Here is a 14264-nt window from a genome sequence, read left to right on the forward strand (position 1 = left end):
AAGTAAGGGCCGAAACTCTCGGTTCTTAAAACTACCAACAGGGCCGTAATGATCCCATATTGCAAGCGCATACTGCTTAGTTGTCGGACACGAAAGTACAACCGGATCGATTCCATCTCCGAAAATGCGATAAAACCCGACTAAATCCGAGACTAAATCCTCCCCGCTGAAGCCACTGTCGGTATACCAGGAAAACATCGGAGATTGCTCGAAAGCCTCAAGACGATAAGCCGTTCTCATCATAATGGTCAGTGCTATACGCTTCTTAATCTCCCAACTAAGGCATGAGCGAATCATCAATGGAGTATTTATTCCCATATATACCACGGTCTGAAAGTTACCCACTTTTATTTTCTTCCCAAAATCCTGGTAGTAATCTACGGGAAAATACCACCCATTAAATTCCGGAAAAAATTTACGCCCTTTCTCTTCAAGCAAAATAGCTTTGAGCCGTCGCGAATCTTCGCCACTTGCATGCCCGAGATCTATCCAACCCAAAATTTTGGTGTAGATTGCCCCACTCGTTTCTCCTGACGATAAAATTCCATCCTTGATATCTTTCCGCTCAGTCATATTATTCCCTTACATCACAATATCTTGCCAGAAGCTGTAACCGGAAGTTCCGGCCTGATGGTGATGCCACGTTATGCTGTTGAAAATCAATATCAGTGTTTCTTCAGCTTCGGCACCATTGTGATCGACGGAATGTGGGAAATTTAGGGCAACATCAATCAGGTACGCGTCGCGTAATTCGATGGAATAGTACTTTTCGCTCATTCCCGTTTTATTTATACGCAGAATATCAAAGTTGCACTGCAATTTTTCGTTATTGGCAATGGCAACACCCAGCAAGGGTGAGGATTTATCGATAGTTTTGGTCACAGAAACGGGTTGATGACAAACATTTTGAACCCGGTGTGTGCTGTGAGAAAGTGCGAGAAGAAATATTTGATCCCGATGCGCAGCCTGATATTTATTCCCCATGGAATCATAGGTTCCGCAACCTTGTGATATCAGCCCTTGTTTTTCACCCATTAAGGTCATGTAGATCAGATTAGCCATTGGAGCCTCCTTTTAATTTAAGAGGTTGTAACCTAATCGTGATGGTGAAACAAATGCTATATTTCAATGGATAAATTGAATAAATACAAAGAGGATATATTCCTAAGTGAAAATGCTTTAAAGAAAATGAGTTACTCAATAAATTAAGTAACTCAGGTTGTTCGAGGAACGAATTTACGGATTTATTCGTTTTAGCCTAGTCATTTATTATTGCCACCCTGACTGACTATTCTTAATCCCTCTTCGTCCCTTCCAGCCCAACCTTCAGTTCTTCTTTCGACATCAGCACACAATACGTCGGCGTGCCGCGTTCGAAGCGCCAGCCTTCGGAGAGCGAACCGGCGTCGACGGCGTCGAAACCAAAGGCATCGTACAAACCGGCCACGCGTTTTTTCGTTGCGGTGTTGTCACCGGCCAGCGGGAGTGCGCGGCGTTGCGGGTCGCTGGCGGGTAAGCCTTCGTTTTCAAGATCGGTCATCCGAATCGAGTTAAACGCTTTGGTGATGGTCGCGCCCGGCAGGAAACCGGCAAGATATTCGCTGGTGGTTGTCGTGTGGCTATCCAGTTCGGGCACCTGACCGTCGCGATCAGGGTAGTAATTTACGGCGTCGATAACCTGCTTTCCGGTGAGTTCGGCGGCCGGTAATTGCCCGATGGCGGTCAGCGGCACGGCAATCACCACGATATCACCGAAAATGGCGGCTTCCGTGGCAGTCCCGATTTCACAACCAATCATAGGTTTCAGGCTGAACAATGTCTGCGGCCCGCGTGAATTACTCAGCATCACCTGATGCCCCGCTTTGAGTGCCAGTCTGGCGACTGCGCGGCCGACAAACCCCGCGCCAATAATGCCTATTTTCATGATTTCACCTTTCATTTCGTTGCAGAAAGATAAAGAATAATTCGATACTCAGCGTTGATAAATCGCCGTCATCAGCACAGACAAACAACAAAAAGGAGTGAATCATGGACCGGTTAACCAGCATGAATGTGTTCGTCAGGACGTCCGAACTGGGCTCTTTTGCAGCCGCCGCGGAGGCATTGCGGATCTCTCCGCAGATGGTGGCTAAGCATATTGCCCGGCTCGAAACGCGGCTGGGCACCGTGCTGATCAACCGGACCACGCGCCGTCAGCATCTCACCGATATTGGCCGAAGCTATTATGAACGCTGCAAACTGGTGCTGGCCGAGGCGGAAGCCGCCGATGCGATTGCGCTGGACATGAAAGCCACACCGTCTGGCGTTATCCGCGTGAATGCACCAGTGACGTTCGGTTCTTCTGCGCTCGCGCCTTTTATTACGCAATATCTGGATAAATTCCCGGAAACGCAGGTCGAGCTGACGCTGACCGACCGGATGGTCGATCCGGTCGAGGAAGGTTATGAGGTGATTTTGCGCATTGGCGAACTCAGCGACGGCCCGATGATTGCCAGCCCGCTGCGGCCTTACCGGCTGATTGCCTGCGCTTCGCCAGGCTATCTGGCGCAACACGGTGTGCCGGATACGCCTGCCAGTCTGGCGCAGCATTCGTGTCTGGTTTACGGGATCTGGCCGCCACAGGATCCGTGCCGCTGGATATTCAGCAAGGACGGAAAAACCCATGAAGTCCACCCCACCGGGCGTTTACGCGCCAATGACTGGCGGGCCTTGCTGCATGCGGCGGTCAAAGGTTACGGCGTGACGCTGGGGCCGGAAGATGTGCTCAATGAGGAAATTACGCAAGGACGGCTGGTGCAGATTTTGCCGGATTACACCGGCCCTTCCCGGCCGATGCATGTACTGACACCGGCCGGGCTGCGGCAAACTGTGAAAATCCGCTGCTTTATTAATGCGATTAAAGAGGCGTTTGGCTGAATCGCACCGTCACCATTTTACGCGTCTGCCCCGACAAAAGCCGGAGGCTGAAACGCCGTCACATCCGGCAGTGGTGCATCCCAGCGCTCGATCTCTATCCAGCAACTTTGCGCGGTACACCCCTGACCGAGGCGCGAACTCCCGCGATCTTCCGTCAGAACGTTAGGATTGCCGTGCTTATCGATTGAATCCGGCTGCGTCGGATCCTGCGGGTCATACCAGGCCCCCGTGGACATCTGCACCACGCCGGGACGCAAATCTTCCGTGATATGCACGCCCGCTAAAATCGCCCCGCGATCGTTAAAGACGCGCACGATGCTGCCTTCTGTGATGCCGCGCGCAGCGGCGTCCTGCGGGTGAAGCCACAACGGTTCGCGATCCTGCACTTTAGTACTGCGGCTGACGACACCGTGATCGTACTGGCTGTGCAGACGCGTACGTGGCTGGCTGGAAAGCAGATGCAGCGGCCAGCGGGCGCTGAAGGCCTGCTGTTCCTGCGCATCCTGTTCAAACCAGAACGGAAAACCGGGACATTCTTCGTAATCAAAGTCGGCGACGGTCTGCGAAAACAGTTCGATTTTGCCCGATGGCGTGGCGAGTGGCGCGCCTTGCGGGTCATCGCGGAACGCTTTCAGGAAGATCTGCGGTGTGTCCGGCCGCGCATACTCCATTTTTCCCTGCTGCCAGAAATCTTCAAAGTCAGGCAGTTCGATGCCGTCAGCTTCGGCACGCGGACGCGAAATTTCATAGATATGGTGCAGCCATTGCGCCGGGTCGCGCCCTTCGCTGAATTCCTCGCCAAAGCCCATTTTTTCGGCCAGTTCGGCGAAAATTCCGTAGTCACTTTTTGCCTCTGCAAACGGCGGAATATGCTGACGCATAGCAATCATAAAGCCGTCATTGCTGGCGCTGCCGATGTCTTCACGTTCAAGCGATGTCGTCACCGGCAACACGATATCGGCGAATTTCGCCTGTGCCGTCCAGTACTGTTCGTGAACCACGACGGTGTCCGGTTTACGCCAGGCGGTGATCAGCCGGTTGATGTCCTGATGATGGTGAAACGCATTGCCGCCCGCCCAGTACACCACGCGGATATCCGGATACCGGCAATTTTTGCCGTCAAACTGATATTCCGCGCCCGGACTGAGCAGCATGTCGGAAAGCCGTGCAACCGGAATATGCTCGCTCATCGCATTTTTGCCCATCGGCAAACGCGGGCCGGAGAAGGTGCGGCGGTCGGAACCGGCGAGATTGGTCGAGGCATAGGCAAAACCCAGCCCGCCGCCCGGCGTACCAATTTGCCCGAGCAGTGACGCCAGCGCCACCGTCGCCCAGAAGGTCTGTTCGCCCTGCCTTGCCCGCTGCAATGACCACGCGATGTTGATCATCGTGCGCTTTTCCGACATCTCCCGCGCCAGCGCCCGGATGCTTTCCGCGCTCATACCGGTCAGGGATTCTGCCCACTCCGGCGTTTTGGCTTTGCCGTCTTTCTCGCCGGTCAGGTAGTCGCGCCAGGTGTCAAATCCGACGGTATGGCTGGCAACAAAACCGGCGTTATAGCGGGATTCGTCGATCAGAACATAGCTCAGCGCCAGCAGCAGCGCGGTATCGCTGCCCGGTTTGAGGGAGATCCACTGCGCGGATTTCACCGAAGACAGATCGTTTTTCACCGGGCTGACGTTGATAAAGCGCGTACCCGTTTGCTCCATGGTCTGGAGCCAGTATTTCAGGGAGTGATCGTTCGCGCCGCCGCCGTTAACCTGCGCATTGCGCCACGGCAGGCCGCCAAAAGCGACAAACAGTTCGCAATTTCCGGCCAGAACCGACCAGTGCGTGTGTTGTTTTTGCAGGACGTCCAGATCGCCGATGATGTGGGGTAATAAACGTTCAGCAGCGGCCAGGCTGTAAGTGTTGGTGCTGCCGGTGTAGCCGCCAAACTGGTTGAAGAACCGGTGCATCTGGCTTTGTGCGTGATGGAAACGCCCGGCGCTCGACCAGCCGTAGGAACCGGCATAAAACGCGGAATTGCCGTGTTCGGTTTTCACCCGCTGAAGCTCGCCTGCGATAAGCGATAACGCGGTGTCCCAGCTGACTTCCACAAACGGCTCTTTCCCGCGCCCTTCACGTGAGGCCGCGCCGTGTTGTAAATAGCCGAGGCGCACCGCGGGGCGGCGGATACGGCTGTCACCGTCGACGCCACCGACCAGCGACTGGCCGATTTCGGACGGGTTGCGATCCCATTCCACCGGTTTAACAGATTTCAAAACACCGTCATCGGTGGTGACGCGGTACGTCCCCCAGTGCATAACGGCCAGATCGTGATTGTTTTTCATTATTAGCAGGCTTTTATTATTGGCAAAAATTGGCAGGCAAAAACGCACATTAACATGCCGGTAACGTGTTCGCTACGCGATCGGTGTTAATGCTATTTTTATCATAACGTTATGAGGTTGATAACCTACCCTAGGGGCAGTTAATAGCTGGACCGAGAAATTTTCGGTTTTTCAATAAATTCGATCACTTAGCGGCGGGTGCCGAAACCGAGCAAGGGAGGAAAGTGCTTTTCCTCCCTTGTATCCCTCCTCGCTTTTTTCAACACGCGCTATCGCTCGCTGGCTATATTTCATCAGCCACAATTATTGCCGCGAAAACTTGCCGCTACGCGGTTCCCTTACTCGGTTTTACTCGGCCTGCGGCCTCGCCCTTCGGGTCGTCACTCCGTGACGCTGTCTCGCTTCGCTCGGCTCGAGCCATTGGTCTCGAAACACTTCGCTCGGCAAGCTTCTGAAAGCGGCTGGAGGATTTTTAAATTCAAAATCCAGCCTGCATGTATCTTTTGAATTACATAGCCATTGGCCGCTTTCAAAACGACGTTGAGAGAGTGGTGAGAAACAGCGAGAGTCTTTTTTCGAGCAGGTTCGAACCCGAAGCGAAAGTACCGCACAGCGGCGGCGTTTGCGGCACTAGCCTGAGTTGCTGAAACAGGGCCAGCGAGCGATAGCGCGTGTTGAAAAAGACGTGGAGATTCCAAAGAGGCCACGTCCTGGGCCTCTTTGGTCGGTTTCGGCGTCAGCCGCTGAGCGATCACTGCAATTGAGAAACCGAAATTTTCTCGGTCAGTCCAGTCCCACGCTTATGCGCACAGCGCGATGTTTATCCTTTTGAAAACGCCGTCGCCTTCCTCCCCGCCAGGGTGCCAAAGATGATGATATCGGCCACGGCGTTACCGCCAATCCGGTTTGCGCCGTGGATACCGCCCACGACTTCACCGGCAGCCCAGGCGCCCGGGATGATTTGTTTCTGGGCATCCAGAACCGCGGTGTCCGGGTTGATGGTGACGCCGCCCATGGTGTGGTGAACGCCCGGTGCGATGCGGATCGCAAAGAACGGCCCCTGATTGAGCGGGTGACGCAGCGCAGTCGTACGGCCAAAGTCTTCGTCTTTTTTCGCGACCACGAACAGGTTATAGCGCTCCAGCGTGTCGGCCAGCACCTGCGGATCCATGTTCAGTTTGACGGCCAGTTCCTGCGGTGTCGGTGCGCTGAGCACAAACCCTTTTGCGATGTATTCATCCGCGGCTTTGTTATTTGCCCGCACCTGCTCATCGAAGATAATCCACGCGCTTTTCTCCGGCAGAGCGATAATTTCGGCGGAGACTTTGTCGCGGGTTTCCATTTCATTGTAGAAGCGGTGACCCGCCTGACTGACCAGAATCGCCCCGCCGCCGCGAATGGCTTCGGAAATCAGGTACGACGTGGTTTGTTCGACCGTCGGGTGGATCTGGATTTCACCCATGTCCACGGTATCTGCGCCCAGTTTTTGCAGCATCGCGATGCCGCTGCCGGTGGCGCCTGCGTGGTTGGTCGTCACGAAACCGTCGAGATCCGGACGGTAGCTCACCACCATATTACGGTTGGCGCTGAACCCCCCGGTGGCAACAATGACGCTTTTCGCATTCAGGATGCGGGTGTCGTTATATTCATCAACCACCTGCACGCCGGAGACAGCGCCGTTTTCGAACAGGATTTCCGAAACAGACGTTTCCAGCAGGACTTCGATTTCGCGTTTGTTAATGTTTTTCACCAGACCGCTGATGAGGAATCCGCCCACCGCAGAACGGTCCGCCGGACGGTGCGTGCGGTCGATGCTCATCCCGCCGGTGATGGTGATGTCGTTAAGTTCGATCTCTTTCGCCGCCAGCCATTCGATAGCTTCCGGTGCCAGTTCAACGAACTCGCGCAGCAGGACCGGATTGTTTTTAAACTTCCCGCCTTTCAGCGTTTCGTCATAGAACAGGTCTTTGCTGTCTTCGATGCCTTTGAGTTTCTGGAAGCGGGTTTCTGCCGCGTTCATCCCGACGGAGGCTTTGATGGTGTTGCCGCCAATGGTTGGCATTTTTTCGATAATCACCACATGCGCGCCGTCGTCGTGCGCCTGAATTGCTGCCGCCAGCCCTGCGCCGCCGCTGCCGATGACCACAACGTCAAAGTTTTGCGGTGCCTGCGGGTTGCCGCCTTCATCAATGACGTGTTCTTTGTTCGAGGTCGTCATGGCGCGTGAAACGGCTTTTTTCAGCGCCTCACTCTGCGTAGTTGCGCCGGTAATCGCATCAACGTGCGGGCTGTTGGCAACCAGCATGCGGGTACGCAGGCTTTCGAACGTGGTGGTGAAATCGACGTCCAGCGAGTCATCTTTGACCAGCTGAATATCAGTAATACGGTCGGTGTCGAGCACCACGTTGATTTTCAGTTTCAGCGCTTCGGCTTCGACTTTCTCCTGATAAACACCGGCCTTATATTTACGGCCAGTGACGCTGGTGTCGCGGATCATGGCGTCGACCAGCGAGAAGCGCCACAGCGGTTCCGGAATATTCAGCTCTTCACGTTTGTGGCTGTCGATGTACAGCTCAAGGTGATCGTTATTGATGATGCGGTCAGCCCAGTCCGGGTACGCGATGCAGGCTTTGCCCACCGCCACCAGATCAAAGCCGTGCTCCAGCGCGCTTTCGGCGTCGGATTTATTCACCACACCGCCCACGCCAATCACCGGCACTTTGGCCAGCGTCTCAGAACGCATGGCGCGGAATTTCGTGATAAGCGGCGTCGGATCCTGGGTATCGACAATAGAAGGACGCAGCAGCTGGCCGACGGAGAAATGCACGTAATCCAGCCCGCGCGCGGCGAGTTTTTCCAGCAGGTACATCGTGTCGTCGAAACGGATGCCGGGCACTTCCAGCTCTTCCGGCGAGAAACGGTAGCCGATAATAAAGGAGGCGTCGGCGAAGCGTTTCGCCATTTTATGGGTGATTTCCAGCACTTCCATCGGGAACAGCGCGCGTTTGTCGCGGTCGCCGCCCCATTTGTCGGTGCGCTGGTTGGAGTTCGGGGAATAGAACTGCTGAATCAGATACGTGTTCGCACCGTGGATTTCCACGCCGTCGAAACCGGCTTTAATCGCACGGTTCACGGCATCACCAAATTTGGTGATCATGGTTTCCACTTCTTCGCCGGTCAGTTCTTTCGGTGTGGTGGCACCTTCACGCGGCGCGGCGATAGCACTCGGCGCAACCGGCGTACGGCCACCGATCAGTTCAGGTTCGACCATACGGCCGCCGTGATAAATCTGCAGAATCGCTTTCGACCCTTTGGATTTGATGGCGTCCGCAATTTTTTTCAGGCCGGGAATTTTGTTGTCGCTGTCGATGGCAATCGCGCCCGGAAACGCCGGGCCTAAACGATCAATGAAACAACACTCAACGATGACGGTCCCGATGCTGCCGGCGCGGTCGCGGTAATATTCCACCAGTTCGCTGGTGACGGTACCGTCGTAAAAGCCCGTACAGGTGGTCATAGGCGCCATCAGCAGGCGGTTTTTCAGCACCGCGCCGTTCGGCAGCGTCAGTGGCTTAAGGACCGGGGTGAGCTTATTCATGTTGATCAACTCCGCAATTTAAAAGTCTTGAATTTTCCGTGGCCGCATTACTTACCGTTAAATTAAGCAATCCGATGCAGGTGATGAATTTAAAAAAATCGGTCTGATTTTCTGTTTACTTTTGTGTTTACTTTTCTGTTTGTGCGAATAAAGAAAAGGGCGATGTGGGTCGTTATAACGTTCGAGGGAACAGGAGTTGTTTATTTACCCGACATTAAACCAAATACCATCTCCAATTGTTATCGAGCGATTGACAAAAATCAACTTTTGATTAACATAAAAAATCTCACCTGATAAATCAGCAGGTTGGGGCTGGAAACTGGATTTTGTGAAATTTTACTCTACATTCTCATTAGCAGGACTTTTTGCCAAAAAATAACCACACAACTTACAGTGGTATTTTATTTAAATAATAATGACTTCGTGGGGTCATGCAGGTTACAGATAATATTTAGTTTTTAATCATCTCTTACTCAAAACATCATCTTTTTGTAATACGTGACAAGCTTCCGATAAAGAAAAATTCATGGATTTAAGATGTCAAAGTGAAATAGCAAAATGACTTTTTCGAACACGAAATCACGCATGGACAACCAGGGCGTAACGCTCACTTTCAATCACGGGCAGACCAAACTATGAAACCCACAACGACTTTGAATGACCCCAACAAGGCCGCTCCGGCCTCTGCGGGGCAAAAAAAACGTCTGATCATGCTATTCCTGCCAGTTCTGGTGGCAGTGCTGTTGCTGCTGACGCCGGTTCCCGCCGGATTACAACCTTATGCCTGGCATTTCTTCGCCGTCTTCGTCGGGGTAATTGTCGGTCTGATTTTCGAGCCGTTGCCCGGTGCGGTGATCGGCCTGACCGGCGTGGTAGTCATCGCGCTGTTCGGCCAGTGGCTGTTGTTCAGCCCGGCAGAACTGGCAGATCCGAAGTTTAAAATGCCGACCGAAGCCTTTAAATGGGCGGTCAGCGGCTTTGGTAATTCCACGGTCTGGCTGATTTTCGGTGCCTTTATGTTTGCCGCCGGTTATGACAAAACGCAGTTTGGCCGCCGTCTGGCGCTGATTCTGGTGAAATATCTGGGTCGTCGCAGCCTGACGCTCGGTTACGCCATCACCTTCGCTGACCTGTTGCTCGCGCCCTTCACGCCTTCTAACACGGCGCGCAGCGGCGGGACAATTTACCCGATCATCGCCAACCTGCCGCCGCTGTACGGTTCCAAACCGAACGACCCGAGCGCACGTAAAATCGGCTCGTATCTGATGTGGGTGGCAATCACCGCCGCCTGTATCACCAGTTCGATGTTCCTCTCCGCACTGGCCCCGAACCTGCTGGCGCTGGCACTGGTAAAAAGCATCATCGGTTTCAACATTTCATGGGGCATGTGGTTCCTAGCCTTCCTGCCGCTGGGCGTGATTCTGATCCTGACCATGCCGCTGCTGGCGTACTGGTTCTATCCGCCGGAAGTCAAAATTAACGATGAAGTGCCGAAATGGGCGAAGGCTGAGCTGGAGAAACTGGGCAAGCTGTCGCGTAACGAAATCCTGCTGCTGATCTTCGTGTGTTCCGCCCTGCTGATGTGGATTTTTGCCGCCGCCTGGATTGAACCGGCGCTGGCCGCATTGCTGGTGGTGGTTCTGATGCTGTGGACCGGCGTACTGAACTGGAACGACATTACCAGCAACAAACCGGCCTGGAATACTTTCGCCTGGTTTGCCACGCTGGTCGCGCTGGCGGATGGCCTTGCGCGCGTCGGTTTCATCGCCTGGCTGGGTAAAGAAGGCGGCCAGTTGCTCAACGGTTTCGACCCGCAGGTCGCCGCTGTGATGCTGCTGATTGCGTTCTTCCTGCTGCACTATCTGTTCGCCAGTACCACGGCGCACACCACCGCGCTGTTACCGGCGATGCTGACCATCGCCGCCGCCATTCCGGGCATCAACATGCCGGTTTACTGCCTGATGATGGTGACATCGCTGGGTGTGATGGGGATTATTACGCCGTACGGCACCGGCCCGAGCCCGATTTATTACGGCAGCGGCTATCTGCCAACCAAAGATTACTGGCGTCTGGGCACCATTTTCGGTGCCATCTTCCTCGGCGGGATGATGCTGATTGCCTATCCGTGGATGGTTCTGATGTTCTGATAAACGCCACGGCGTTATAAGCAAAAAGGTGCACATTTGTGCACCTTTTTTATGGGCGGGAACCGTCCGGCACAGCGCTGAATTATTCCTGTGAAAAATAGTGTTCCACCAGAATAGCCGCGCCGTCATCAATCGCTTTGTGGACCAGCTTCACGCAGCGTTTGCTGTCGCCGGCTTCCAGCGCCAGCAGCAACTGATCATAATTGTGCTTGCCCTGCGTCATCGGCGAAGACTGCGGATAGAGGTAATTAAAGCACGGGCCGATCTGCACCCAGAGTTGCTCGATCAGCGCCATCAGCGTCGGCATTCCGGCCATCTCATACAGCGTAAAGCGGAACTCGCGGTTGGCCTCGAGCGCCTCTTCCACCTTGTTTTCTCTTTTGGCGGCCAGGAATTTTGCGTTCAGTTTTTTCAGCAGCGCGATGTGATCTGCGGTGACCCGCTCACAGGCCTGCGACACCGCCAGCCCTTCCAGATTTTTGCGGATCAGCGTGATTTCCTGATAGCGTGACTGGGGAATCTTTGGCACCAGAAACGCCTGCGCGGGCGTGGCATCCAGCGCACCGGCAGAGACCAGCCGCAATAACGCTTCGCGTACCGGTGTGACGCTGGTTCCCAGTTTTTCTGCAATCTCTTTCGTGACCAGTCGCGCGCCCGGCTTGAGTACACCGACAATCAGCGCTCCTTTCAGCTTCGCTTCAACCTGCATCGTCAGGCTGACTCGCTGCGCTTTTTCCATCTCAAACATGTGACTTTCCTTTAGCAAAATTATCGATTTGCTTTTGCAGTTTAAACTCTGGCTTGCCAAAAATACATTATATAGGATATATCATGTATTAAGGAATTGAACATTGATTGAACGTTTTTTCTAACGCACCGACTTCATTTAATTCCGTCAACCTTTCTGGCGGCTTCACTTTGGGAATGACCGTAATGAGAATACCTGCCTTCAAACTGGCGTCACTGGCTTTGCTGACTGGCCTCGCAACACCTGCCGCTTTCGCTTCTGAACTGGTGATCGCGCAAACCACTTCTGCCACGGCAATGGATCCGGGCTTCCTGAAAGAATCCGCCACGCTGGTGGACAACCTCTTTGATACGCTGGTGCTGCGCGATGCCAATATGCAGTTGCAGCCGGGGCTGGCAACCGGCTGGAAGTCGCTCGACGACACCACCTGGGAATTCACATTACGTCAGGGCGTGAAATTCAGCGACGGCGAGCCGGTCAATGCGCAGGCCGTCAAATTCTCTCTCGACCGTATTCTTGATCCCGCAAACCACGCGCCGACCATCTCTTATATCCGCACAATTAAATCAGTGGAAGTCACCGGTGATTATCAGGTGAAAATTCATACCAGCGGCCCGGATCCGCTGTTGCCCACGCGCATGAGCCGCTACCCGACATACATTGTGCCACCGGCCTATGTCACAAAAGTGGGCGCGGCTGAATTTGCGCGTAAACCGGTCGGGTCCGGGGCGTACACCTTGCAGACGTTTATCCCCGACGAAAAAGTCGTGATGCAGGCCAATCCGGATTACTGGCGTGGTAAGCCCGCAATCGATACCGTCACCTGGCGGCCAATTCCTGAAGCCACTGCCCGTATCACCGCCCTGCTGACCGGTGAAGTTCAGCTGGTGGATGGCGTTCCGGCCGATCTGGTTCCGGCGCTGAAAAACAAACCGGGCGTGCATCTTGAGCAGGTCAAAAACGGCGGCCTGACGATTTACCTCGGGCTGAAGAACGACCAGAAACCGCTGAACGACGTGCGCGTGCGTCAGGCGCTTTCTCTGGCACTGAACCGCACGGCGTATACCCGCGATTTGCTCCACGGTTTCGGGACGCCAACCGGCACGATGGCCGGGCCGAAAGATTTTGGCTATGACGCGATCCCGGCACCGGCGCAGGACGTCGCGAAAGCGAAATCCCTGCTGGCGGAAGCCGGTTATCCGCAGGGCTTCACCCTGAAATTCCAGGCACCGCGTCGTTATATTGCCAGCGCCGATGTGGCACAGGCGATCGTACAGGATCTGGCGGCGATCGGCGTGAAAGCCGAGCTGGAAGTCCCGGAATGGTCGGTTTATACCCAGCAGGTGGCGGCGCAGAAACAGGCTCCGCTGTACATGCTGGCGTGGGGTTCCACCCAGACGCTCGACGCCGATGCCGCGCTGTACCCGATCCTGCATTCCGGCGAGCCGTATTCAACAGTGAATTCTCCGGAGCTGGACGCCCTGCTTAACAGCAGCCGCACCACGGTGGACCCGGCCAAACGCGAGAAGATTTTGCAGCAAATCCAGCAGGTTGTGGCGGTACAGCAACCGCTGATCCCGCTTTACAAGGAAGATTCACTGTACGCCAGCGCGGATAACGTGACCTTCAAAGGCCGCGCAGACTCCCGCATTCCGCTGTTCGACCTGAGGCTTAAATGATTTCACTGCGTTCGGTTTTGCAGAGAAAACCCCGTCGTCGCTTTTATGGCGACGGTATTCTCGGCGGCCTTTTGCTGTTGCTGGTCATCATCCCGGCGCTTCTTGCGCCGTGGTTACCGCTGCCGGATCCGCTGAAGAACGATCTGGTCGCGGCATTTTCTGCCCCCGGCGGTCAGCATCTGCTCGGCACCGATCAGCTGGGGCGCGATTTATTGTCACGTATTCTGGCAGGCACCCGCCTTTCGCTGATGGTGGTATTGCTGGCGGCGGTGATTGCGGCGGTGATCGGTTCGGTGCTGGGCATGATTGCCGGATACACGGGCGGCTGGCTGGACGCGCTGATCATGCGCCTGATGGACATTCAGCTGGCGGTGCCGTTTATCCTGCTGATCTTACTGGTGATGGCGCTGTTCGGCGCGTCGCTGACCAACATCATCCTGATTATGGGTGTCACCAGCTGGGCGATTTACGCCCGCGTGGCGCGCGCCAAAACGCTGGAAATCCGCGAGCTGGAATACATCGAATCCGTCAAAGCCATGGGCTTTTCGACGCCGCGCATTTTGCTGCGCCACGTTTTACCGAACCTGATGACGCCGCTGATTGTCCTGCTGACACTGGATATTCCGCGGCTTATCGTGCTTGAAGCGTCGATTGGTTTTCTCGGCATGGGCATTCAGCCGCCGACGCCGACGCTGGGGAATCTGATCGGCGAAGGCCGTTCTTACATGCTGCTCGCGCAGTGGCTGGTGCTGTATCCGGGGCTGGTGATTGCCGCGCTGGTGATCGGCTGCAACCTGCTCGGCGACAGCCTGCTGCGCAAAACCCACACGAGGCTCGACTGAC

10 protein-coding genes and 1 other RNA gene are annotated in these 14264 nt (G+C 54.8%); 4 read left to right on the forward strand and 7 right to left on the reverse strand.

Going from position 1 to position 14264, the window contains the following annotated elements:
• The 3 genes from KWG64_RS14640 to KWG64_RS14650 all read right to left on the reverse strand — a co-directional run.
• On the reverse strand, window positions 1–573 hold a 573-nt coding region (locus KWG64_RS14640; RefSeq protein ID WP_218522279.1), incomplete at its 3' end, for a hypothetical protein.
• Window positions 574–582: 9 nt separating this feature from the next.
• Complete coding sequence (locus tag KWG64_RS14645) at window positions 583–1062, reverse strand: Hcp family type VI secretion system effector (RefSeq protein ID WP_218522280.1); 480 nt, start codon at window positions 1060–1062, stop codon at window positions 583–585.
• 232 nt (window positions 1063–1294) lie between these two features.
• On the reverse strand, window positions 1295–1924 hold the full coding sequence (locus tag KWG64_RS14650) for an NADPH-dependent F420 reductase (protein WP_218522281.1): 630 nt from the start codon (window positions 1922–1924) through the stop codon (window positions 1295–1297).
• A gap of 104 nt (window positions 1925–2028) precedes the next feature.
• On the opposite strand from KWG64_RS14650, the gene KWG64_RS14655 reads away from it, so the two are divergent.
• Window positions 2029–2916, forward strand: coding sequence for a LysR family transcriptional regulator (locus KWG64_RS14655; RefSeq protein WP_218522282.1), 888 nt, complete (start codon window positions 2029–2031; stop codon window positions 2914–2916).
• 17 nt (window positions 2917–2933) lie between these two features.
• Here KWG64_RS14655 and KWG64_RS14660 read toward each other — a convergent pair whose 3' ends face one another.
• The 3 genes from KWG64_RS14660 to KWG64_RS14670 form a co-directional block, all read right to left on the reverse strand.
• On the reverse strand, window positions 2934–5249 hold the full coding sequence (locus tag KWG64_RS14660) for a molybdopterin-dependent oxidoreductase (RefSeq protein WP_218522283.1): 2316 nt from the start codon (window positions 5247–5249) through the stop codon (window positions 2934–2936).
• 349 nt (window positions 5250–5598) lie between these two features.
• A non-coding RNA gene (locus tag KWG64_RS14665) (RtT sRNA) lies at window positions 5599–5680 on the reverse strand.
• A 389-nt stretch (window positions 5681–6069) separates the two neighbouring features.
• A complete protein-coding gene (locus tag KWG64_RS14670; protein WP_218522284.1) occupies window positions 6070–8847 on the reverse strand; it encodes a flavocytochrome c in 2778 nt (925 codons plus the stop codon).
• 635 nt (window positions 8848–9482) lie between these two features.
• Between KWG64_RS14670 and KWG64_RS14675 the strand changes: the two genes are divergently transcribed.
• Window positions 9483–10994, forward strand: a complete 1512-nt coding sequence (locus KWG64_RS14675; protein WP_152327167.1) for an anion permease — start codon at window positions 9483–9485, stop codon at window positions 10992–10994.
• Window positions 10995–11076: 82 nt separating this feature from the next.
• On the opposite strand, the gene KWG64_RS14680 is transcribed toward KWG64_RS14675, so the two are convergent.
• Window positions 11077–11742 (reverse strand): GntR family transcriptional regulator, encoded by a 666-nt coding sequence (locus KWG64_RS14680; RefSeq protein ID WP_218522285.1) that lies wholly within the window; start codon window positions 11740–11742, stop codon window positions 11077–11079.
• Between the two features lie 185 nt (window positions 11743–11927).
• Here KWG64_RS14680 and KWG64_RS14685 point away from each other — a divergent pair, with 185 nt between their 5' ends.
• Window positions 11928–13421: an ABC transporter substrate-binding protein gene (locus KWG64_RS14685; RefSeq protein ID WP_218522286.1), complete on the forward strand. Its 1494-nt coding sequence runs from the start codon at window positions 11928–11930 to the stop codon at window positions 13419–13421.
• On the forward strand, window positions 13418–14263 hold the full coding sequence (locus KWG64_RS14690; RefSeq protein WP_195815334.1) for an ABC transporter permease: 846 nt from the start codon (window positions 13418–13420) through the stop codon (window positions 14261–14263). Before KWG64_RS14685 ends, KWG64_RS14690 begins: the two co-directional genes overlap by 4 nt.
• Window position 14264: the final 1 nt, after the last annotated feature.

The organism is Rahnella sp. PD12R (assembly GCF_019200965.1).
Lineage (GTDB): Bacteria > Pseudomonadota > Gammaproteobacteria > Enterobacterales > Enterobacteriaceae > Rahnella > Rahnella laticis.

Bases quoted from the DNA above. Each gene is read 5' to 3' on its own strand.
- KWG64_RS14645 (WP_218522280.1), bottom strand. From the start codon at position 1,062: ATGGCTAATCTGATCTACATGACCTTAATGGGTGAAAAACAAGGGCTG.
- KWG64_RS14650 (WP_218522281.1), bottom strand. From the start codon at position 1,924: ATGAAAATAGGCATTATTGGCGCGGGGTTTGTCGGCCGCGCAGTCGCC.
- KWG64_RS14655 (WP_218522282.1), top strand. From the start codon at position 2,029: ATGGACCGGTTAACCAGCATGAATGTGTTCGTCAGGACGTCCGAACTG.
- KWG64_RS14660 (WP_218522283.1), bottom strand. From the start codon at position 5,249: ATGAAAAACAATCACGATCTGGCCGTTATGCACTGGGGGACGTACCGC.
- KWG64_RS14670 (WP_218522284.1), bottom strand. From the start codon at position 8,847: ATGAATAAGCTCACCCCGGTCCTTAAGCCACTGACGCTGCCGAACGGC.
- KWG64_RS14675 (WP_152327167.1), top strand. From the start codon at position 9,483: ATGAAACCCACAACGACTTTGAATGACCCCAACAAGGCCGCTCCGGCC.
- KWG64_RS14680 (WP_218522285.1), bottom strand. From the start codon at position 11,742: ATGTTTGAGATGGAAAAAGCGCAGCGAGTCAGCCTGACGATGCAGGTT.
- KWG64_RS14685 (WP_218522286.1), top strand. From the start codon at position 11,928: ATGAGAATACCTGCCTTCAAACTGGCGTCACTGGCTTTGCTGACTGGC.
- KWG64_RS14690 (WP_195815334.1), top strand. From the start codon at position 13,418: ATGATTTCACTGCGTTCGGTTTTGCAGAGAAAACCCCGTCGTCGCTTT.